This window comes from Vibrio aestuarianus (assembly GCF_028858425.1).
GTDB lineage: Bacteria > Pseudomonadota > Gammaproteobacteria > Enterobacterales > Vibrionaceae > Vibrio > Vibrio aestuarianus.
On record NZ_JAKNYQ010000001.1, the window covers coordinates 2026222 to 2048444 of the forward strand.

Sequence of the window (22223 nt, forward strand, 5' to 3'; positions counted from 1 at the left end):
TAACTGGATTAAGGCGGGCGCACTGTGCCCGCCATACATATGTATCTTTACAGGTTGTACTTGCTCAAATCTGGTCGAGTAGCAATCGCCTGTTCAACAAGCGAAATAACCTCTGCACGTTCATTTCCTTTAAGCAGCTGACGTGGGGCTCGTACTTGTTCAGAGCCTCGACCACACACCTGCTCGGCTAATTTAATGCACTGAACTAACGTTGGAATAGTATCTAGACGAAGCAGTGGCAGGAACCAACGGTAAATGTCTAACGCTTCAGCATATCGACCTTGACTCGCTAGTTTGTAAATCGCCACTGATTCAGCAGGAAACGCATTGGTTAAACCAGAAATCCAACCCGTCGCACCTAACATCAGTGACTCTAAGGCAATATCATCAACTCCACTGAATACAGTAAAGCGGTCATCGAAACGGTTGTAGAGCTCCGTAATACGACGTGTATCAGTGGTCGACTCTTTAACCGCGACAATACTCTTACACTCAGCAAGCTGTTCCATGAGATCTAGATTAACGTCAACGCCGTATGAAACTGGGTTGTTGTAAATCATAATTGGCATCTCTGGTGTTGATTGCGCCAATGTTTTGTAGTAATCCACAGTCTCACTGTCAGAGGTGCGATAAACCATAGCAGGCATAACCATACAGCCGTCGATACCGATCTTAAGTGCATCTTGCATATACTGTGCAGCCGCCGTAGTGATCGTTTCAGCGGTACCCGCAATAAGAGGGACGCGACCTGCGACGACTTCTTGTGCTGCGGTTAACACCTGGCGCTTCTCTTCTGGATACAACGCGCAATTCTCACCGACCGTACCAAGACAAATAATGCCGTTAACGCCATCTTTAATCTGATTATCGATAACGGTTTGCGTCGCATCCAAGTCAATACTTTGGTCTTTACGAAATTGAGTGCTGACCGCTGGGTAGACACCTTTCCAATCTACTTTCATTATTACCTTCCATTTGTATATTTTATGCAATTAAAGAAAACACGCTGAATGTTTCCATAGTGTTAGGGAAAACCCCGCTAAATGATGTGTTTCTGCTGAAGAACGAATTTCACTCCAGCGAGGTCAGCCAGTGCGCTGCCTACTGACTTATACAATGTAATTTCTTGCTCTGATGTTCGGCCGAATTGACGACTAGAACATAAGTCCGCCAATTCCGCTTTGATTTCTCGCTCTGAGAAAATACCTTCATTAATTGGAATTAAAAGATCTCCGGCTTCTGCTAATACATTGATTCTGCTATCAACATAAACAGACGCACGAGCCACGGTTTCACTGTCACATTCGCGCTTGTCTTGGTCATGATTACCAATAAGGTCGACGTGCATTCCCTGCTTAAGTTGGTGCCCGTCGAACAGTGGTTTTTTTGATCCTGTCACACATGAAATCATATCTGCTTCGGCTAAATGCGCATCAACCGAATCAATGACATTCACCGTATAACGAGTCCCAATAGGCATTGCCCGATACTCATTGCCCGATTGAATTCTATCAACCGCTTGAACGGCCTTTTGTTTATCTCTGCCCCACACCAATACTTTTTTTAAAGGTCGCACCGCCGCATATGCCCAAGCAATGTAAGGTGCTAGATTGCCCGTACCACATATGATTAGGGTTGCTGCATCTTCACGAGCTAAGTAATCCGCAGCAAGAGCCGACGCCGCCGCTGTTCGCCAATAAGTCAGTCCCTTTCCATCTAATAATGCCAGCGGTTCACCATTAGTTCGGTTGAACGCCAATATTTTAGAGGAAAGGCTGTCTTTACCTTCAAGTGAATTGTTTGGAAAATAAGTAAATGCTTTCACTGTAACTAAGCTATCGTTCCATGCAGGCAGTAGGGCAAACGCATCATATTTTCCTTCTTCAAGTGGCATGACATTTCGCTGAGGAATCGTTGCTTGTTCTTGATAGGTTTCACGCATCGAGCGGATCAAACCCGACATCGATAAACTTTCAACAACTTGTTCAGCCTCTAAGTAAACCATTCTTCCTCCCGCTTTTGATGTGGAGTGCGCGCTAACCCACTCCACGTATTCATTGATCTCTACCAATAACGCCTAGTTAAGCAGCCACGTATTGAACTCTTCATTCAATTCGTCGGCGTAGTCAGACCACCACTCGTCATTTATTAAAAATGCATTCGTGAAGTTAGCAGGCGCAGTTGGCAAGCTGGCCAATATTTCTGAGTCAATCAACTGAGAGGAAGATTTACGCGTAGGACCATAAGCGACATATTTGGCTTGATCGGCTAATGGCTTTGTACCTGAAGAGAATTTAATAAACTCAAGCGCAAGCTTCGTATTTGGGCTGCCTTTAGGGATCGCCCAGCCATTCATATACCCCAATTGATAATCCCAAATAATTTTGAACGGTTGACCTTCTTCTGTGGTTGCGCTGTGAATACGACCATTGAATGCTGAGGCCATTACTACCTCTTTGTCTGCCAGCATTTGTGGCGGTTGTGCACCTGTCGTCCACCAAATTACATCTGATTTAATGGTATCCAACTTAGCAAACGCTCTGGCACGTCCTTCCGAAGTTTCAAGCGTTTCATATACATTTTGTGGTTCTACACCATCTGCTATCAGTGCCCACTCAAGGTTGCCTTGAGGCATTTTTTGTAGTGCCCTGCGGCCGGGGTAGTTAGCGAGATCAAACAAGTCAACCAGCTTGCTTGGTGTCGCCTTACCACTAAAGGCGTCTTCGTTAATAGTGAGGACGGTAGAAACCACTATCGTGTTCACCGCACACTCATGAATGGCTCCACTAATAAAATCTTTATCTGCAGGCGTACCGTCTGACCCCGCAGGTAGAATAGCGGGGTCAACCGTTTCTAATAACCCTTCAGCACAACCCCGCACGATGTCTGGTTTATCGAGAGAAACTAAATCCCAACGCACTTTATTCGCTTCAACTTGCGCTTTAATTTCCGCAAGGCCCCCACTAAAATCCTCAGATATCAGTTTAACGCCTGTCTCTTCAATAAATGGCTTGTGGTAGGCCTCTACCTGGCTTTTAGTAAATGCCCCGCCCCAAGAAACGATGGTGAGTTGTTCTGCAAATGCCGCACCTGTTGTTCCTAACAGCATTCCAGATACCAAAAGTGCAAGTGAGGTGGATGTCTTTCTTGACATGATGTTGTGCTCCTTTTTTGTCTTATCGGGAATATCCCGAGTTTTCAGACGCCTGGATACCGCTGTTAGGCATCGTTATTACTTAACTTTTTATTAACATAATGTACATGTATATTTTATACAATATTTAATTTCAAAATTTTTTAACAAAAGCGATCTAGCTTAAACGACGAAATATTAACCAGTGTTTTTTGTTGATTAATAAGCTGGCTTATTAGATCAGAAGTGACCGCAGCCTGAGTAAGCCCTAAATGCTGGTGTCCTAAAGAGAACAAAACTCGTCCACTTTTATCGCAATCAATAATCGGCAAAGAATCAGGAAGTGACGGCCTATTGCCCATCCAAACCTTACCCGTCTCCGTCAGATCCACATCTTGCGCCAACACTCCTTTTGCTAGCCCTTTTAGCATATTTGCCCGCTTGTAGTTGGGAGGAGAATTGAGATCGGCGTACTCGACAGTCCCCGCTAAACGTAGCCCTTGTTCCATTGGTGTCATGATAAATTTTCTATCTGCCGAACTAACGGGAAATGGCAGTATTCCTTTCAGATTTGGCATCATAAGGTGATAACCACGTTCGGCCTGAAGTGGGATTGAAACCCCTGTAATCTTCTTTACCAACGGGACTGATTCCGCCCCGCATGCCACCACAGAAAAATCCGTTGAGTAAGTGTTTTTTTGCGTAATCACCACACCATGCCCAGACTCAAAATAAGCATCTATCACGTCTTCATTTATCCATGCGCCACCTAAACTCAGAAAGCTACGCTTTAGCTCAAGGCATATTTTATAAGGATTAACACTATGCGAAGTGTCTGGAAAGAAGACCCCTACTTTTATCTTATTAGAAAGATTCGGCACCTGATCACGCAATTTTTCACGCTGCCATATTTGATAACGTACCCCTTGACGTTCTAGTGCTTTTAACGTCGTTTGATAACGCTTAAACAGTGTATCGTTTTCAAAACTGAGCAGAGAACCATTATGAATAATGAGCTCTGACAACCCAACCGGTTCCAATAGCGATTGCCAACTTTTCATCGCGTGAGAATTGAGTTCTGTCAGCGCTTTCGTCGCATGTTCAGTTGGCGATTTTCTTGCTTTAGACAAGAAACGGAGCATCCAAATAAAGGTGGAATGCAGATCTTGATAGCGGATGGATACCGGACTTTTTGTTGAAAGTAACATTTTTGGTAACTGGGTTAGTAAACTCGGACTCGCCAAAGGAAACACTTGCTCAGTTGCGAAATGTCCCGCATTACCTTTTGAGCACTTTTCACCCGCATCAGCCCGTTCAAATACTGTCACCTTTTTCCCTTCGAGCTGAAGTTTTAACGCAATACACAAACCGATCACACCACCTCCAATCACTGCTACCCTCGTGTCGGGTGATGAAATTTTGCACACCATTATTTTGCTCCCTATCACGTTTATCACACGAAATTGTATAAAATATACTTAACATTAAGATAACATTCAAATTCAGCACTACAACTTATTTCACTATCAAGGAGCGAGAAATGAGACAAGGAACTTTTTTTTGTATTGATGCTCATACCTGTGGCAATCCCGTTCGACTGGTTGCGGGTGGTGTGCCCCCACTCGTAGGCAAAACAATGAGCGAGAAACGTCAGTACTTTCTAGAGCACTTCGATTGGATTCGCCAAGCCTTGATGTTTGAGCCTCGTGGTCATGCAATGATGTCTGGTTCTGTTGTTCTAGCTCCATGTAGTGACAACGCAGATGCTTCCATTCTATTTATCGAAACCAGTGGCTGTCTCCCAATGTGTGGTCACGGCACCATAGGTACCGTCACATCCGCCTTAGAGCACAAACTCATCACTCCGAAACAAGAAGGAAAACTGATCTTAGATGTGCCGGCGGGACAAATAGAAGTTCACTATCAACGAGAGGGTGAAAAAATCACGTCGGTTAAGATCTTTAATGTTGCTGCCTACCTCGCTCATCAAGACATTACAGTAGATATTGAAGGGCTTGGCACCATAACGGTTGATGTTGCTTACGGAGGTAATTACTACGTAATTGTCGATCCACAAACGAGCTATCTCGGTTTGGAGCATTACAGCTCAGACCAAATATTAATGCTAAGCCCTAGAGTAAGAGAGGCTGTTTCTGCAGCGGTCGAATGTGTACACCCTGATGACCCAACCGTTTGTGGCGTATCACACGTACTTTGGACAGGTAAGCCAACTCAACCCGGAGCGAGCGCAAAAAATGCGGTTTTCTATGGCGAAAAAGCACTTGACCGATCCCCTTGTGGTACAGGAACAAGCGCGAGAATGGCGCAATGGCACGCCAAAGGAAAGCTCAACATCGGAGAAGATTTTATCCATGAAAGCATCATCGGCAGTTTATTTACAGGTCGCATTGAAGACACAACAGAAATAAACGGTAACGCGGCTATCTTACCTAGTGTCGAAGGTTGGGCTCACGTAACCGGACACAACACTATCTGGGTCGATGACCAAGACCCGTACGCCCACGGATTTGAACTCAAATAACTAGGAATTTCCATGAACCAGACCGATAGCTTTGCTGCAATTAATCCAGCAACCGAACAGACCATAGAAGGTCTATTTCCACAGCACAATGAACAAGATGTTGACCTCGCCGCTATGGCTGCAAACGAAATCACTCAGCAGTTTCGTCGCACGTCACCAATAAATCGAGCACAATTACTAAGAACTATTGCCGAGTGTCTCGAAGCGAAAAGAGTATCCATAGTGGAACGAGCTCACTTGGAATCAGCCCTCCCACTGGCAAGGCTTAACGGGGAGTTAAGCCGTACGACTGTGCAATTAAACTTATTTGCTAATGTTCTAGAGGGCGGATTATGGCAAGACGCTATTTTTGACACCGCAAATCCAGAGCGATCTCCACTACCAAAGCCTGACATTCGCCGCCACAATATCGCTTTAGGCCCAGTCGCCGTTTTTGGCGCCTCAAACTTCCCATTAGCCTTTTCAACGGCTGGTGGCGATACCGCTTCAGCACTCGCTGCCGGGTGTCCTGTCATTGTAAAAGGTCATCCTGCTCACCCCGGCACCAGTGCAATTGTGGCGAAATGCATTGCTACTGCTCTCGAACAACTCGCTATGCCACAAGCAATATTTACTTTATTGCAAGGCACTAGCCACAAGTTAGGTCAATCGGTCGTCACCCACCCACTTGTTAAAGCGGTTGGTTTTACTGGATCAATTCATGGCGGTCGCGCACTTTTCGATCTCGCCAACCAAAGAGTAGAACCTATCCCATTTTACGGTGAGCTTGGGGCGTCTAACCCTGTATTCATCTTATCGCACCGCATGCAGCAACATGCGTTGTCACTTGCTGATGAATTTCTAACATCAATGAATATGGGTTGTGGCCAGTTTTGTACCAAGCCTGCCGTCGTATTCATAACTAAAGGAACAGCGACAGATCAATTCCTTACTCATGTTCGCCAAAGCATCCAATGTTTACCTGAACAAATAATGCTCACCACGGGAATCAAACAAAACTACATTCAACAGTGTTTAGAGCGTTCGTCTCAACCAGGACTTATTCAAACTCGCTCTTCCGTAAGCCATAGTGTTGCGGCCATGGTATTTGAAACTACAGCCAAACAATGGCGTGACAATCCTCAATGGCAAGAAGAGATCTTTGGACCACAGTCGATAATTGTCGTATGTGACGATGACCAAGAAATGATAGTTCTCAGCAAAGAACTCGCTGGCAGTTTAACCGCAACGATTCAGGCGCAACCCGAAGACTATTCTATTGCTGCCAAATTAATACCACAGTTAGAAGAGGTGGCAGGAAGATTGGTATTCAATGCTTGGCCAACCGGTGTCGAGGTAAGTTATGCCATGGTTCATGGAGGCCCATACCCAGCTTCAACAATGTCGGCCAGTACATCTGTTGGAGCGGAAGCAATCAAGCGCTGGTTGCGACCGGTTGCTTACCAAGCCGTACCTGACGAGCTTCTCCCTGATGCACTAAAGCGCGAGAACCCTCTCAACCTCCGACAGTCGGTTGATGGATGTTAAACTCATTACTTTAAACTATATAGCCAGCCAATTAACGGCTGGCCTTATCCAAAGCGCTAAGTATTTTAATACAGTCATTATGTACTAGACCGATAAAGATCGAAACTCAGAAGCACAGAAAGGCGTATAAAATACAAATTGAAGTTTTTCAGCAATTGAAAAATGAAAGGCAGGTCAGATCATCATATGACATAGCGCCCAATTAAATGGACAAGCTACAGCATGAAGGTCGCAATCCAACAGTAAAATAGTATATTAAATACAATATCGAATGAATATGTCTAGTCGGAGACTTGGATGTCACAAAAAACTGTATTTAAAACTCGCACCCAACTGGTTGAAGAGGCTATTCGAGCCAAAATTCTTAAAGGTGAGCTTAAAACTGGCCAACCGCTAAGGCAAGACGCCCTAGCAAATGAGTTTAATGTAAGCCGTATTCCTGTACGCGAAGCTCTGATGCAACTAGAAGCTCAAGGGTTAGTGGTTTTCGAAGCGCATAAAGGAGCTACGGTGACTGAATTATCACCGGATAAGATCGACGAACTGTTTGAGTTACGTGCCGTTGTTGAATGCCATATTCTTGAGCAAGCCATCCAGAATATGACTGATGACGATTTAGAACGCGCTAACCAAATTCGCCAACGCTTTGATGATTTGGTCAGCCGAGGGGACGAAGTGGAAGAGTGGAGTAACCACAATTATGAACTGCATAAAGCACTCTACTCGCCTGCAAATATGCCTGAAACTATGGATGTCATCTACAACCTCAATACTAAATGTGACCGTTATATTCGCATGCAACTACTGTTCACTGAAGGAACAGAAAAAGCCGATAAGGAGCATGTAGCCTTATTAGAGATGTGTAAAAATCGAGATATCGAAGGCGCGAAATACGTTCTCAAGAAACACATTCTAGAAGCTGGCGCTGCTATTCGAGACCTGCTTGTTGAACGCCATCAATAGAGATACGTTCTCCATGTTGAGCTGCACCTCGATCGATAGTTGTTGATTTGAACAACTATCACAGGTGATAAAATTGACTTCTATAGATCTAATTAACAGCTACAAATATTAGCAATACCGCCTCATCCAATGGGGCAAATCTAAGTCATCTCATATGCTAACGATGATGACTGAGCTAGCCGTGTCAACTAGCTCGAAGTTGGACATTTCTAAGTTAGCGATTTTCTAATTTAGCTTTTCATGGATTAGCTGAGATAAGGCAAACTCGCATCTCAATACGACTGCATGTTTGCCATCGTCTCTTTGTATGGATTTATTCAAGCCACTCAATTAGCTGCTGTACACTATCAAAGTCAGAGCACGCATTCCGAATGCCAACATCTGGATTTTCAACATCAGTTTTAAACCTTGCCCACTCATTCTCATTTTTTGCTCTCAAACCAAGGTGTGCTTCGATTGCTCCTTGTTTCCAAAGCCAAATATTACTATCACGGAGCTTATCATGTAGTGAGTTAATCGCATCGTGACTCCGTTCATCTTGAGCCATGACAGCACAGTGCTTCGCATTCGGTAAATCACCACGCATTTCAATTACATTATCTTCGCGCAGACTTTGTAATAGTTCTCGTAAGACAACTAGATCTTCATCGTCACGCTCAATGAAGTTGCTATGGATTGCACCTTTGAAAACATAGTCTAGGTCTACAATTGATTTTGATGGCAAGTCCATTTCACTCAAAATATTCATGGTTTTACCGATGTTATCTACAGAACCAGTCTCAATTAAAGCTGCGTTATTTTGACCAAAGGTTTTCCCCTTAATTTTTTGGTATACAAATGGCAACAACCTAAGTTCTGTCTTTCCTTCAGTTAACACAACCTCATTAGCAAACAAGATTTGAGTGGATTGGCTAAGAGAAAATAAGTGGCCAGCCTGAGCGTCTGCATTTGGGACAACTCTCTCAAGAGCATCACGAAGAGGTGTACGAATATGGGTACCCAAAGCTATGGACTTACGTACGAATAAAGTATGCTGCGCACGCTCTGCGGTAATCATTTGAGCAGAGTGCGTGGTATAAATGACCTGATAACCGTTTAACGACAATGTATGTAGAGCTTCTCTCACCTGCTCGATTGCAAATGGGTGTAAATACAATTCTGGTTCATCTATCAACAACAAAGTTGTTGTTGGAGATTCTGCATTTTGCTTTATTTCTGCCAAATGTTGAATTAATGCCATTTGGACGGAACGCTGTGCACCATGACCATAAGATGCAACATCTCTACCTTCAGTATCGTTTTCATATACTTTAACAGTACCCGCATTAAAAATTTCATTGAAATCCGGCACATCAAAATGAAGCTTTAGGCTAATTCCAGGGAACAGATTTTCAACTTTTTCATTTATTGAATTATCGATCTCTGATAGCTCTTCTAAGCGCCTATTTCCATCAGCTCCCATACGACGACTAATAGCGTTTAAATGCCTATTAACGACAGCAGCGTGATTCTCCGCAAGTGATGAACTAAGCTCTTTTAACAATTTGCCGATTGTCGAAGTACTTTTAGCTCGACCAGCGTCTTCAGCAGCATTTTCCATTGCCCCAATTTTGATTGGCTCAGGAAACATCGCTTTAATAGCGTTCCAAATCCCTCGTGGGTTTTTGGCAAATCGACCTATTTCAAAATTATAAATTTCCAGTTTAATGTCTGACTTCTTAGTCGCCTGCGCTGGCTGAGTTCTCTTAACTCTAACAATGCCATCTTCAATGTATGGTCTAAGTGGCTCTCTATGCTCTTCATTTAAACGCTGTAGTACGTCTTCGGTAACACCAACTACTTCACCTTCAACCACAATAGGAAGAGCAACATTGTTGTAATCCCCTTCGGTCAATAGTTTATCTTTGACCAACCATTCTAATGCGCTAAGAATGTTTGATTTTCCTACGTTGTTGTAGCCTACCAATGGTGTATATGGAGTCAGAACGACTGTTAATTCTTTACAAGACTTGTAGTTCTCTATTTCTAATTTTTTTATGTAATGAGACATTTTATTTCGTACCAACTAAATTCCTATGACGATCTGTTAAGGTGAGCAACGCATTACGAAGCACTCTTAAACTGTTTGCTATACCCTAATTACCCCCGAACCAGGAGTCCTCAAGGCATTCAACCATAATGAAACCTTTTCTCCATTAACTTCCTTAATGGGGTAATTTCTAGCAGAAATGTAAGCGTCGATTTAACCCCACCTACTAATATTTCCGCATGCTCGGCATAGTGATTCCATAACTAAGGAGTCACCATGAACCCATCCAATAAACCTCAGTTCTGGGCTGAAATCATTGAACAGCAGAGCCAAAGTGAGTTATCCATTGTCGCGTTCTGCAAAGCAAATCAATTGACGGAACATACTTTTTATTACTGGCGTAAAAAACTTTACGGCGGGGGTCAATGTCAGCTTGTCCATCCTGTTGTGATCGAAGATAAACCGAAAATAAAAAGCAATATTCAATCGGTAGTGCTCTCACTACCAACAGGAATAACGGCTGAGTTGCCCGCTGAAATGCCAGCACACCAAATCCAGAACTGGTTACAGGCACTGATGTGTTAACACCAAATTCGGGTATTTATCTGGTCTCTGGTATTACCGATATGCGTAAGTCCATTGATGGCCTGTCACTGATTGTTGCTGATGTACTGGACATGGATCCGTTCAGTGAAGCCTGGTTTATCTTCTGCAACCGTGGACGAGATAAAATCAAAATTCTCTTTTGGGATACCAATGGCTTCTGGCTTTATTACCGCCGACTGGAGAAAGGCCGCTTTAAATGGCCGAAACCAAATAAATCGGGTCACGTAGCTATTTCCAGACAGCAGCTTCAGTGGCTATTATCAGGGCTTAATCTGGAGCATCCTAAGGCTCACCAGCCCTTATATGGTCTTGAAGTGTGAGCTAAAACCATGATCGATATAAAGGGCTTGAACGATCCTTTTCCCCTGTCAGACTAACAGCATAATCTTGACCAAGAGCCTGACAAATGAATGACCTTCCTGATGATGTAGAACAACTGAAAGCGATGCTGTTAGCGCTTCAGGAAGCCAACCTGGCTAAGGATAAACTGCTACAGGCTCAGCAAGAAGAAATGGCTGAGCTTAAAACACGGGTGGAACTTCTACTTGAGCAACTCAATCTCAGTAAATCCAAACGGTTCTCTTCCCAAAGTGAAAAGGTGGCTAAAGGTACCTTTAACGAAGCAGAGCAGCAAAATGCGTTGAACAAGCCAGCCCATCATAAAAAAGGACGTAAGCCTTTACCCGAAGAGTTAGAGCGGGAAGTTCAGGTGCATACGCTGAATGCGCCACACTGCGAATGTTGCGGTCATGAACTGCATAAGTGTGGCGTGGAGACTTCGGAAGAGCTGAAGATCATCCCTCAGAGAATCAGTGTGCTCCGTCATGAACGAACCAAATATGCTTGCCGCCAGTGCGAGCATACCGAAATCAGTAGTAAGATAGTGACAGCTCCAAGACCCGCTAGCATGATCCCCAAAAGTATCGGCAGCCCAGAAACCTTCGCCGCCATCGTTACAGCAAAATATGTGGATGCATTACCGTTATACAGACAGGTTGATATCCTCAAACGCGGTAATATCGATATCAGCCGAGGTACTTTGGCAAACTGGTGCGTTCAGTTAGGGAGTAAAATTGACGTCATTATCGACCAGATGAAAGCCCGTCTGTTATCAGAAAGCCTTATCTGCGCAGATGAAACCACGGTACAGGTGCTATCGGAGCCAGGAAAGACAGCTCAGAGTCAATCCTACATGTGGGTCTACCGAAGTGGCGAGTTCCATACGACTCCCGTAGTCATCTACGATTACCAACCGAGTCGAAGTGCAAATTGTGTAAAAACCTTCTTGGGTGACTACTCCGGGTATCTACTGTCAGATGGATATCCTGCCTATGACACACTGAAAACAGTAACACAAGCGGGTTGCATGGCACATGTGAGACGTAAGTTCACCGATGCTCAAAAAGCCCAACCAACAAAGAAAGTGGGCCGTGTAGAGAAAGCGTTGAACTATATTGGAAAACTCTACGGCATTGAACGGGAAGTCAGAGAGCTAAGTCCAGAAATACGACAGCAGATTAGGCAACAAAAATCCAGCCCCGTTCTTGATGAGTTCCACAAATGGCTGGTCGGAATCAAAGAAACACAATTACCTATCTGGCAGACGGAAATATCAGCATCGATAATAACGTGACTGAAAGAGATGTGCGTCCGTTTACGACTGGGCGCAAAAATTGGATGTTCTCAACTTCAGTTGGCGGAGCAAAGGCCAGTGCAAACCTCTATAGCCTAGTCATGACTTGTCGCGCTAACGATATCAATCCGTACTTCTACTTCGTGCACCTGTTCAGGGAATTACCGAAGCGCTCTTCAAGTGATGATCTGACCGATCTTATGCCATGGAATGTAGAAATCCGTGAGGCTGAATAAGGCCTCACTGGTTAATTAAGCGTTTACGCAGAAATCGTACTTCTTGCTCCGGGACTAAACTCTGATGTCGTAACTAACAAGCCTGTAGTAGCTTTTTCTTCCAATACATCCGCATATAAACCTTTAACTGTAACTTTATCTATTTTGGACTTATATCTTTTGCATTGAATAATGTACTCTGGGTGCACTTTGGTCGACTCGTTCCAAATTCGTATATCTACACCATCATCATTTGAACCTGGTCCTAGCTCAACTTTATACCCAGATTTAACAAAACATTCACTTATAAGCTCTTCAAACTTTCTCCAGTGTATCTCTCCAATTTTATGGTAGTTACTAGATAAATAGTTTATGAACCTCTGGTCAAGAAAAGTGCCATGAGAGACCGTGGGGTAGTGCTTTTCAAACAAATCATTGAGATCGATAATGTCTTTCCAATCCACCCATCTACCTGATGTATGCGGACTATTTTGAAAGTGTGTATCGTACATTTTCATTAGCTCGATAATATCATTTGCACCACTTTTGCCATATTTATTAAACGCTTCCATAATCATTGGTTCAGGGTTAATGGAAGCTTGTCCATTTTTAATAGCTTGCTTTACTCCTAACTCATAATTTTTACTATAGATATTCTGGATATCTTGGATATAGTCAAAACCCTTATCTTTAGCTAGGCGCATGAAAAACTGAGACTGTGTAAACAATCCCGGGCGCGGAGACTCTGCAATACCCATTTTATAGAGAAGATGATAGTAAAGGTCTTCATAATCTTCTGAGCGAATCGCAAGACCATGGCTTTCTGATCTTAAAATATCATTCGAATACGACGAATCTGAGGTCAAGTCGCATATTTGCTCTATTGAAGCAGCTAAGCCTGCTTTATAACCCATTAGCTCATGAAGATGATCTACAAAATCACCAGGAGCAAACCAAATTCTTGCCATAAATCCTCTTATTAAGGGTAACCCCAATTAAACCGAACACCGTCAAACTTGCAATGCATATAGTACCATATGATTTATTTGTGTAAATTTTAAAATCAATCACTTAAAAGAAAGTGACATATTGTCAGATAGCTGAAAGTAGTTAAATTATGCAGATGAACTGTAGTAGCACGCTGGATTTGGTCACTTAGATAGAGGTGTAATCTGACTTTACTTCCACATTTTTGGAATTACCAAATGTAAGTCAAATTATGCTTCTTTGAACTGAGTTACTAATTGGTCGTAGCTCACTTTGGGGCATAACTGAGTCAGCGCAGATCTCGCTGACTCGAAGATGGACAATTCTGAGTTTAGTTTTCTTAGCATTGGAGATCTTTTATTTAGGATCTGGTAGGGCAAAAGGCAATGTATTCGGGTTCAGTTTGGCTTTCTTCTTTCACCAAGACCACTATGAAAATGCGCACATCGCCATCCTATCAAGACCGACAACGTCATTGCGTTTAAGCCTTTTTCAGGTTCTCAGCGATGTCGCATAAGCTGTTGTTTCATAAAATCGAGCTAATACTAAAGTTATGCTTGGAAGCGAGGTTCTTTGACCATCACTGCCCAAACAATTCGTGCTAGTTTATTCGCCATCGCGACACAAACAACGTTCGCTGCCTTTGTTGATTGAAGTTTTTTCAACCAAGATGACCACCTTAGAGAGCTTTCGCTATGCCATTGAATTATGGAGCGTGCTCCATGTATAAGGCAACGTCGTAAATGGCTATCACCACGCTTGCTTATGCCAAGCAAAGTATCCTTTCCACCCGTGCTATATTGTCTTGGCACTAGCCCTATCCAGGCCGCGAGCTCTCGACCATTTTTAAATTGCTTACCATCTCCAACTTTAGCTATAAGTAATGCCGTCGTAATAAGACCAACGCCATGTATTTCCATTAGTTTTTCCGCCAAAGGCTCTGGTTTAAGCAATTCAGTTAAACGAGTTTCCACTTGCTTTATTTGCTGTTGTAAGGCTTTGTATTCATCATAAAGTCGAGAAATGATCTCTCTTAAACCATCAGGGATCGGGGCTTTACTATCTTCAAGTAATAAAGGAATTTCACTAAGAGACCTCTTTCCTTTTGAACGAGAAACACCGAATTCCAGAAAAAACGCATGTATTTTGTTAGAGACCGCTGTTTTCTCAACGACGTAACTTTCTCTGACACGACACCACGCACTAATAATCTGTTGTTGCTCTGTTTTGAGTGTAATGAAGCGCATTTGTGGTCGACAAACGGCTTCACATATCGCATCAGCATCGATGAAATCATTCTTATTCGATTTTACATACGGTTTGACGAACTGAGCTGGAATCAACTTAACTTCATGCCCATACTCCTTGCATTTTCGGCCTAGCCAATGAGCACCAGCACAACCTTCCATGGCAATTAAACATGGAGGTAGGTTAGCGATAAATTCCAATAGTTTTTGGCGAGAGTACTTAGCTTTTTTTACCTGCTTCTCATTTTCGTCACGGCCAATAACATGAAATGAACGTTTGCCGATATCGATACCTAGAGTTGCTATAGTAGTCATAATGGTTTGCCTCTTTCGGGTTGATTCTCATCTTTACCTTAGTCGGTGCCGATGAGGCGAACCATTTCATTAGACCTGACCCCGTTTTCTAACTATCGAAGAAGCAACATCAGAAGTGATTGCAACAACGGACGAACTTCTAACTCGATCTTATGGTGAATCTTCAAGGCTAGGTAACCTTGCGGCCGATGCGATTTTAGCTCGATTCCCAGATTCAGTTGCTGCATTTACTAATAGTGGTGGCATCCGAGAAGATATTGCCGCAGGTGATATTACACTTGGCGACGTTATCAATAGCTTCCCTTTCCCAAAACACAATTAAAACGCAAACATTGATGATACAGAATCAAAGCTGCCACGGCCATGAGTACAGCTTTTGATGCCGCCCCCACCTGCAAGTCGTAAAAGCACACCTTAATTGGCAGGATTGCGTCCGTCATAAGGCATTTATTGAGACGAGGTCTAACGGTTAATATTTATGTCATCAACAAAGAGTCGGGTAAGTAAACAACCACTCTTCGATTACTCATTGGCTAAAGGTAAATAGAATGACTAACTATAAAAGTATTGACCAAGAAGTAGCGGATCTCTCTGAGGTTATTTGTAACATGGCTTCAGATGTGTGGGAGTTTGCTGAACTCAGCTATGAAGAGTTTCAAAGCTCAGCGTTACAAAGCGCGGTAATGGAGCAAAACGGATTCACTATTGAACAGAGAAATATCGCAGACTTAGCGACATCTTGGGTTGCCAGTTGGGGCAATGGATCTCCAGTTATTGGATACTTAGTTGAATTCGATGCATTGCCAGATCTAGGCAATGACACGGTTCCCTATAAAACACCGGCTAAGTCAGGCAATACCAATGGTCACGGTTGTGGTCACAACTTAATTGGTTCATCTTCCATTGGTGCGGCAATCGCCCTCAAGAACCACATGGAAAAAGAAAACATTCCCGGCACCATTAAAGTGTATGGCTGCCCTGCCGAAGAGTCTCTCAACGGTAAAAATTACATGGCTGCCACGGGCGTATTTGATGAGCTAGACATTTGTCTACATAATCACCCAGCCATGGTCAATGGCGCGATTAACTTCCACTCTACCGCCTCAATCGATCTGATTTTTGAATGGCATGGCACCTCGGCACATGCTGGTGCAGCGCCATGGGAAGGACGTAGCGCGCTGCACGGTGCCGAAGTTTTTATTGTTGCGGCAAATATGATGCGTGAACAACTCGAGCCTACCAGCCGCCTGCATTATCAAATTTTAAACGGCGGTTCGGCGGTAAATGTCGTGCCCGATTACGCAAAAGTATTGGTAAGATATCGCGGCAAAAGTGCCGACAATGTACGCAAACACAAAGACTGGCTGGAAGATATCGCAAAAGGCGCGGCACTCGCGACTCAAACGCGTTCTGAAATGACCAATTTGGGCGGAATTTATGACTGCTTGGCAAATGATGTATTAGCCAACTCGATCAATAAGCACATGCAGCGCTACTTCCCGATCGAATGGACCGAAGAAGAGCAAAATTTTGCGAAAGCCATCCAACGTGAAATGGGTAAACCAGAACACGGTATGGCTACCGATATTATGGACGTGCCTCAAGGAGTGGAGGTTGGTGGCTCATCAGATGTTGGTGACATTAGCTGGAATGTACCCACCATGGGGATTATGTATGCGTCATGGCCACAATATATTCCACCACATCAATGGGGCTGTACCGCTTGTAATGGCATGAGCATCGGCCAAAAAGCGGTCATGAGCGCAGCACACGCATTGGCGGCACAAGGGTTAGAACTCATGACCTCACCCACACTGGTTGAACAAGCAAAAGCGGAATTTATCGCCAAGAAAGGCGATCGAAAATATGTCTCGCTTAATGATACCGTCAATAACCCGCGTGGCATTCTCAATGATCAACAGCTTGCGCACTACGATTGCTGTCTTCATACCGCCATGGAACAGTTTGGTGACAGTGACCATAATCATGGCTAAGCAGCATTCATAGTGATCAGAGCCGACAACGACTTATTCAAAGCTATCGTTGTCGGCTCAATAATTAAAAACTCATGTTAAAACAACTCGCTTGAAAAACACCGTTTTTGTGGTTTAAAGAAACAAGCGTGAACTGCCAGTCTGAGAATTACTGGCATCCCCCATGCTATCAGCATGCTTGCCAGTTGTACTCCATTTGCCTTGCCACCGTTTCAGCAAACGGGTTCCCATAATGTTTTGATACGAGATGTAAGCTCATGTCGATGCCCGCTGATATGCCACCAGAGGCTGAAGGCTCCCCACAACTAGCATAGAAAAATCATATAGATGGCATGAAAAAGTAGGCAGATTCATTTTGGTCGGCGATCATAGCATCAACTGAAAAGATATGATCCGACGGGCCCCATGAACCTATCCACCATCCTGAATACTTTTTTCTTAATGTCAGCGTTCTCCGCTATCAATGATAAGAGGCGTATCACAGCCGTTCTTGACTGTATCAACGCACTTAACGAGAGAGATACATTAACCTTGACCGGGCTTGGTCGAGGGATGAAAAATACCAAAACTAAAGTAAAGCACTGTATTAAAAGGGTCTGTCGCCTTCTAGGCAACCCACATCTACATCGTGAGCGTACCGGTATCTATGCATACATAACCGACTTCCTACTCAAAAATGTAAAGCACCCTATCATTATCGTTGATTGGTCACCGGTGAATCACGTGGACAAGCAAATCCCACTCTCCATTCTCGACACACAGTAATACTAAACATGACAAACATTCGAATAGCTTTTGGTAGGGTAAATCACTGTGAACAGAATGTGAATGAGGGTTTACTCTAAACAACTTTGGGGCATAACTGCGTTAGCGCTGTCCGTCTAACGTTCATCATAAGGTTCGCTTTTTAACACACCAATTTCTCGATTTTTGTGGATGAAAAAATTGTTAGCCGCGGGGGTATGTATTTAGGTGGAACGTGATCTTATCTCCGAGTGGTGAAGATAAGACCATAATTGGGGTATCAGACTAATTGTGCTCGTGTGCCATATTTCTCGCCATGCGATGCCTTTGACTCGTATTTCGAAAAAAATTATTCAGTACGTTTATTTAGCAAGATTTTCCAGCATAGTTTTAGTTACTAGGGTGATTCCTTTTTTTGTAACACGAAAACCATTGGCTTCATCCTGTTCCTTATCATAACCAATGCTCAAACCGGCCGGGATACAACAATAACTATCAAGGATAACTCGCTTCAGTTTAGCGTGTTCACCAACTTGACTGCCAGGCAACAGTACTGACTCTTCAATAAGACTGTATGAGTGGGCATGGACACTTGAATACAACAATGATTTTCTAATAGTTGAACCAGAAATAATGCACCCTCCAGAAACCGTTGAATCTACGGCCATACCACGGCGTTCATCGTTATCAAAAATGAATTTAGCAGGTGGAAGCTGTTCTTGATATGTCCAAATCGGCCAGTCTTTATCATAAAGGTCAAGTTGTGGTTTAGGTGTAACAAGTTCCATATTGGCTTCCCAAAATGAGTCAAGTGTACCCACGTCACGCCAGTAGGGCTGATTTTCACTGTCTGGATCTTTGAAAGAGTACGCAAAAACATTACTCTCATTAATGATTGAAGGAATGATATCGTGGCCAAAATCGCGGGTGGATCCTTGGACATCCACATCTTTTAATAACTGGTTAAAAAGAAAATCAACATTGAATAAATAATTGCCCATTGAAGCCAAACACTTATTCGGTTTATTCGGAATTTCATTAGGTTGAGCTGGTTTCTCATCAAAAGCGACAATTTTGTTTTTGGAATCTACGGTCAGAACACCAAAGCTACCTGCTGCTTCTTCAGTATCAACTTCTAGGCAACAGACTGTCATATCTGCGTTATTTGCCACATGCTCCGCTAGTAGAGTGCCGTAGTCCATACGATATACATGGTCACCAGACAGAATTAGAATGTACTTGGGTCTATGTGAACGAATTATATCAATATTTTGATAGACCGCATCCGCTGTACCAGCATACCAGTCATCGCCCGTTCGTTGTGAAGCAGGTAAAATTTCAACAAATTGTTGAGCCCTAAAGCTTCCCCAACCGCGGCTAATGTGACGGATCAACGAGTGCGACTTGTATTGTGTAGCGATACCTACGCGATGAATACCTGAATTGAAACAGTTTGATAGTGGAAAATCGATAATACGAAACTTACCACCAAAATATACAGCAGGTTTTGCTCGAAAATCGGTGAGTTCAAATAAACGACTACCTCGACCACCAGCCAATATCAAAGCGTAAGTGTCTTTGGTCAAATTACTGATATGTCTATCATAATTCTGGGGCATAGAGACCTCCATGGGGCGATTTATATATACTTGTAGTTATAATCGGAGCAATGTATTGATTATATGCAAGTTACTATATAGGGTAATTGTTGAATAAACTGTGACTGAAGTTAGGCATTATTACTTGAATAGCCACCAGTATCGTAGCCACTTTTAGCATTACCAAAAACAGGCCAATTTATGACAAAAGAAATGAGTCATGATTCTTGTGCTAGAAAGCTTTAGGACAAAGACGCATTTCAAGTTGGCCTAGTGAATGTACGGAAATGGCACTGAATTACCACCTTTAGCAACTAAACCTCTACTACGTCCTCCCCTGGTAGTGATAAAATCTCTGCATCAGAATTACCGAGAAACTCTATGTTTATCCATCATGTTAATGGCATCGACTGGCTGGTGATTACAGCTTTTGAAGAACTGAAAACCATGTTTATCAAAGAAGCCGGTGCGATCCCCTCTTACTTCTCTGCCGCCAGTGAATTGAACCCGATTGATCAAGCCAAGCGCACTTATGGATATTTGCCAACACTCAGGGGCGTGATCACTGATACCGGAACATTTCAAAGCCAAGATAACGAAGAAGATTTAAACCCACAGCTTGCCTGCCTAGTTGAGGGACATGGTCGGGTGTTTATCTATCACGGTGGTTTTGTGGCTTTTGTGGATGACGAGCAAACCTTTATTACCCGAATGAACTGAAATTTATTTAGTCATTTGAAATCGGAGAATTGGCATCCTTATCCGTTCATCCGCAAGCTTTTCGTTTATTAACTGAGGGGCGAATTGAATGGAGCCAGATCCTATCTTCAATAGGAAAAGAAATGCTAAGGTTAACTGACAAGCAGTTTCCCTAGCAAAGAATTAGCTGACATATAACTAGCCACAAGAACGTCAATTCGCTTTTGAGGCGGCGTGCTGCTCCAGCATGAATACGATCACTTCTTCTTGTAAACAAGATTTGCTGACATATTGGCGTTGCTTACCTAGATGAAGTATGAATCCTAAATCGGTTTGTTCAAGTTGGTCGATTTCACTCCAAGCAATGTAGCGGTCGATTTTACCGCTTTTGTAATTCACACCGTTCGCGTTAACTTGAAACACCACTTTGTTGCCACGACTGGAGCTAATGGTTTGTCGCCATAACCACCAAGTTCGCTTACAGTAAATACTGAACGCTTCAATAACACTCAATACGATAAAAAACCAACCGACATAACCATTAGGTAACAACTCAAACTCTAATAGAACAGTGCCAAAAATAAGAAAGAGTATCCCTTTCAGATATGCTTTTGGGAACTTAGCAGGCAGACTAGTTTGATCATAACACTCGGCAAAGAAAGGCTTGTCGAGCGTATATTCTGTGGTGAAATCGAAATCTTTAGACATGTGACATGTATGGTTACTTTAAGGTATCTGTGAATGAGTATTCCATGTTGCGATCTTGGAACACAAGCATTGTATCGCGTCTCGGGCCTTATCTTTAGCAATTTTGATTCTGTTTTGTAAATCAATAATACCGAAAGATGCTAGGCGCTCTGTAATGCGATCACAGACAACTCAATAATAACCCTTGGTAGGCACGATACTTGATGAGTGTATGGTTTATTTATTTCTATTAAGCACCGGTTTCAGACAACATAGCTTTATTTCAGAGGGTCGTTGTCTGGCAATGCATTACGCATCCAAAGTGCCAGTCTGTGTTTAATGTTTGCGCCGTCGAGCTTGCTGTCAGGTAATGGCGTGATTTGTTTGGCATCGACCAAAAATAGGTAAATCGCTTTTACTTTTACTGGTTGTGGCGACTGAGGGAGGTTAAAACCTTGCAGCGTTGCCATCTTCCCACCGATCTCAAGTGCCTTCTTGACCAGTTTATCTTCATTCTTAAGCATGGATTTTTGTGACATTGATAGAAGCCTCTTCTTAGTTTCAACTAAGAATACCTTAAGTGTTTCCAATGGCGTGTTACTAAACTCTCATATTGATAAGTTTAGGCTACAACATTCAGTAAGTGCTTAAAAAGCAAACGAAACAATGCCATAGGAGCGAAAATTGAATAGTCAACTAAGTGTTAGCGCAAAAAATACGCCAACCACGAGAAAGTGGTCACAAGCTAGGGGTGAAAAATTTGAGCCAAATAGGCACTGGCTTAGTCGATTCTCTAGTAAGTGCAAAACTTGGCGTAAGCGAGATAAACTCGTCAATGTAGAGATTTCAGTTACAATCCCTTTTGTCGTAGAGCTACTCGCCACAAGTTATTGCCAATGAAGAAATAAAACATGGAAAGTACAAACCTAACCATACCACTTCCCTCATTAATTCATCGGATTGGTGGCGATAACGCTAAGAGAGCAAAACAAGTGGCTTTCGAATACGGATGTGAATTGAAAAGAGTAAGACGCTCCAGAAACTGGCAAATCAGTGGTGAAATAAGCCAACTAAAGTGTGTAGTGACAAAGCTAAGCGAGATGGATCAACAAGCGATGCTGTTTTTAATCACTAAAGTGAACGATAAGATCAGGACACTGGAAGAGAAGCTGGAGCCACGTGAAGATAAACTCACAAGGCTCATACTAGAAAATCCGAACATTACGCTATCCGAGCTCATGGCATTGACCAATTGTTCAGTCACTGAAGCTCGAACAGCCCGCTTTGCTACGGAAAATTTCTAA

Annotated in this window: 20 protein-coding genes and 2 pseudogenes; 11 read left to right on the plus strand and 11 right to left on the minus strand. The window is 43.1% G+C overall.

All coding sequences use genetic code 11. The features are described from left to right. Nucleotides 1-47: 47 nt before the first annotated feature. The 4 genes from MCT08_RS09340 to MCT08_RS09355 form a co-directional block, all read right to left on the minus strand. Nucleotides 48-962 (minus strand): dihydrodipicolinate synthase family protein, encoded by a 915-nt coding sequence (locus MCT08_RS09340; protein ID WP_016769026.1) that lies wholly within the window; start codon nucleotides 960-962, stop codon nucleotides 48-50. Between the two features lie 77 nt (nucleotides 963-1039). Beyond that, a complete protein-coding gene (gene lhpI / locus MCT08_RS09345) occupies nucleotides 1040-2005 on the minus strand; it encodes a bifunctional Delta(1)-pyrroline-2-carboxylate/Delta(1)-piperideine-2-carboxylate reductase (RefSeq protein ID WP_274678299.1) in 966 nt (321 codons plus the stop codon). Nucleotides 2006-2077: 72 nt separating this feature from the next. Beyond that, on the minus strand, nucleotides 2078-3154 hold the full coding sequence (locus MCT08_RS09350; RefSeq protein ID WP_274678300.1) for a polyamine ABC transporter substrate-binding protein: 1077 nt from the start codon (nucleotides 3152-3154) through the stop codon (nucleotides 2078-2080). Nucleotides 3155-3297: 143 nt separating this feature from the next. Then, nucleotides 3298-4563 carry an NAD(P)/FAD-dependent oxidoreductase gene (locus tag MCT08_RS09355; protein ID WP_017066921.1) on the minus strand — a complete coding sequence of 422 codons (1266 nt, stop codon included), beginning with the start codon at nucleotides 4561-4563 and terminating at the stop codon, nucleotides 3298-3300. Between the two features lie 110 nt (nucleotides 4564-4673). Here MCT08_RS09355 and MCT08_RS09360 point away from each other — a divergent pair, with 110 nt between their 5' ends. The 3 genes from MCT08_RS09360 to MCT08_RS09370 all read left to right on the plus strand — a co-directional run bounded on the left by MCT08_RS09360 (nucleotide 4674) and on the right by MCT08_RS09370 (nucleotide 8165). Next, the gene (locus MCT08_RS09360; RefSeq protein ID WP_017066920.1) at nucleotides 4674-5675 is read left to right on the plus strand and encodes a 4-hydroxyproline epimerase; all 1002 of its coding nucleotides are present in this window, start codon (nucleotides 4674-4676) and stop codon (nucleotides 5673-5675) included. Between the two features lie 12 nt (nucleotides 5676-5687). Further along, nucleotides 5688-7202, plus strand: coding sequence for an aldehyde dehydrogenase (NADP(+)) (locus tag MCT08_RS09365; protein ID WP_274678301.1), 1515 nt, complete (start codon nucleotides 5688-5690; stop codon nucleotides 7200-7202). 297 nt (nucleotides 7203-7499) lie between these two features. After that, on the plus strand, nucleotides 7500-8165 hold the full coding sequence (locus tag MCT08_RS09370; protein WP_274678302.1) for a GntR family transcriptional regulator: 666 nt from the start codon (nucleotides 7500-7502) through the stop codon (nucleotides 8163-8165). A 313-nt stretch (nucleotides 8166-8478) separates the two neighbouring features. On the opposite strand, the gene MCT08_RS09375 is transcribed toward MCT08_RS09370, so the two are convergent. Further along, nucleotides 8479-10215, minus strand: a complete 1737-nt coding sequence (locus MCT08_RS09375; protein ID WP_274678303.1) for an ATP-dependent nuclease — start codon at nucleotides 10213-10215, stop codon at nucleotides 8479-8481. A gap of 255 nt (nucleotides 10216-10470) precedes the next feature. Between MCT08_RS09375 and tnpA the strand changes: the two genes are divergently transcribed. From tnpA to tnpC, 3 genes and pseudogenes are all read left to right on the plus strand, one after another. Then, the gene (gene tnpA, locus MCT08_RS09380; protein ID WP_274678170.1) at nucleotides 10471-10779 is read left to right on the plus strand and encodes an IS66 family insertion sequence element accessory protein TnpA; all 309 of its coding nucleotides are present in this window, start codon (nucleotides 10471-10473) and stop codon (nucleotides 10777-10779) included. Continuing rightward, a complete protein-coding gene (tnpB, locus tag MCT08_RS09385) occupies nucleotides 10773-11120 on the plus strand; it encodes an IS66 family insertion sequence element accessory protein TnpB (RefSeq protein WP_168524632.1) in 348 nt (115 codons plus the stop codon). Before tnpA ends, tnpB begins: the two co-directional genes overlap by 7 nt. Before the next feature lie 86 nt (nucleotides 11121-11206). Continuing rightward, nucleotides 11207-12669, plus strand: a pseudogene (gene tnpC, locus MCT08_RS09390) (IS66 family transposase). Between the two features lie 23 nt (nucleotides 12670-12692). Here the strand turns inward: tnpC and MCT08_RS09395 are convergent. Both MCT08_RS09395 and MCT08_RS09400 read right to left on the minus strand, forming a co-directional pair. Continuing rightward, nucleotides 12693-13616 carry a restriction endonuclease gene (locus tag MCT08_RS09395; protein ID WP_274678304.1) on the minus strand — a complete coding sequence of 308 codons (924 nt, stop codon included), beginning with the start codon at nucleotides 13614-13616 and terminating at the stop codon, nucleotides 12693-12695. A 570-nt stretch (nucleotides 13617-14186) separates the two neighbouring features. Next, nucleotides 14187-15197 carry an IS110 family RNA-guided transposase gene (locus MCT08_RS09400; RefSeq protein ID WP_274678305.1) on the minus strand — a complete coding sequence of 337 codons (1011 nt, stop codon included), beginning with the start codon at nucleotides 15195-15197 and terminating at the stop codon, nucleotides 14187-14189. Nucleotides 15198-15312: 115 nt separating this feature from the next. Between MCT08_RS09400 and MCT08_RS09405 the strand changes: the two genes are divergently transcribed. Continuing rightward, nucleotides 15313-15519 carry a 5'-nucleotidase C-terminal domain-containing protein gene (locus tag MCT08_RS09405; RefSeq protein WP_017071845.1) on the plus strand — a complete coding sequence of 69 codons (207 nt, stop codon included), beginning with the start codon at nucleotides 15313-15315 and terminating at the stop codon, nucleotides 15517-15519. A gap of 226 nt (nucleotides 15520-15745) precedes the next feature. Continuing rightward, the gene (locus tag MCT08_RS09410) at nucleotides 15746-17191 is read left to right on the plus strand and encodes an amidohydrolase (RefSeq protein ID WP_274678306.1); all 1446 of its coding nucleotides are present in this window, start codon (nucleotides 15746-15748) and stop codon (nucleotides 17189-17191) included. 169 nt (nucleotides 17192-17360) lie between these two features. On the opposite strand, the pseudogene MCT08_RS09415 reads toward MCT08_RS09410, so the two are convergent. Further along, nucleotides 17361-17483: pseudogene (locus MCT08_RS09415) on the minus strand (DJ-1/PfpI family protein); the annotation flags it as partial. Between the two features lie 113 nt (nucleotides 17484-17596). On the opposite strand from MCT08_RS09415, the gene MCT08_RS09420 reads away from it, so the two are divergent. Beyond that, on the plus strand, nucleotides 17597-17956 hold the full coding sequence (locus MCT08_RS09420; protein WP_017072426.1) for a hypothetical protein: 360 nt from the start codon (nucleotides 17597-17599) through the stop codon (nucleotides 17954-17956). 341 nt (nucleotides 17957-18297) lie between these two features. Here the strand turns inward: MCT08_RS09420 and glgC are convergent, their stop codons facing one another. Continuing rightward, nucleotides 18298-19554, minus strand: a complete 1257-nt coding sequence (glgC, locus tag MCT08_RS09425) for a glucose-1-phosphate adenylyltransferase (RefSeq protein ID WP_168522353.1) — start codon at nucleotides 19552-19554, stop codon at nucleotides 18298-18300. 360 nt (nucleotides 19555-19914) lie between these two features. Between glgC and MCT08_RS09430 the strand changes: the two genes are divergently transcribed. Next, the gene (locus MCT08_RS09430) at nucleotides 19915-20253 is read left to right on the plus strand and encodes a cytosolic protein (protein ID WP_168522355.1); all 339 of its coding nucleotides are present in this window, start codon (nucleotides 19915-19917) and stop codon (nucleotides 20251-20253) included. A gap of 192 nt (nucleotides 20254-20445) precedes the next feature. Here MCT08_RS09430 and MCT08_RS09435 read toward each other — a convergent pair whose 3' ends face one another. Together MCT08_RS09435 and MCT08_RS09440 are read right to left on the minus strand one after the other, a co-directional pair. Continuing rightward, nucleotides 20446-20940, minus strand: coding sequence for a YcxB family protein (locus MCT08_RS09435; protein WP_274672815.1), 495 nt, complete (start codon nucleotides 20938-20940; stop codon nucleotides 20446-20448). A 257-nt stretch (nucleotides 20941-21197) separates the two neighbouring features. Continuing rightward, the gene (locus MCT08_RS09440; RefSeq protein WP_176245630.1) at nucleotides 21198-21458 is read right to left on the minus strand and encodes a DUF5062 family protein; all 261 of its coding nucleotides are present in this window, start codon (nucleotides 21456-21458) and stop codon (nucleotides 21198-21200) included. A 372-nt stretch (nucleotides 21459-21830) separates the two neighbouring features. Here MCT08_RS09440 and MCT08_RS09445 point away from each other — a divergent pair, with 372 nt between their 5' ends. Then, nucleotides 21831-22223, plus strand: coding sequence for a ribosome recycling factor family protein (locus MCT08_RS09445; protein ID WP_274678307.1), 393 nt, complete (start codon nucleotides 21831-21833; stop codon nucleotides 22221-22223).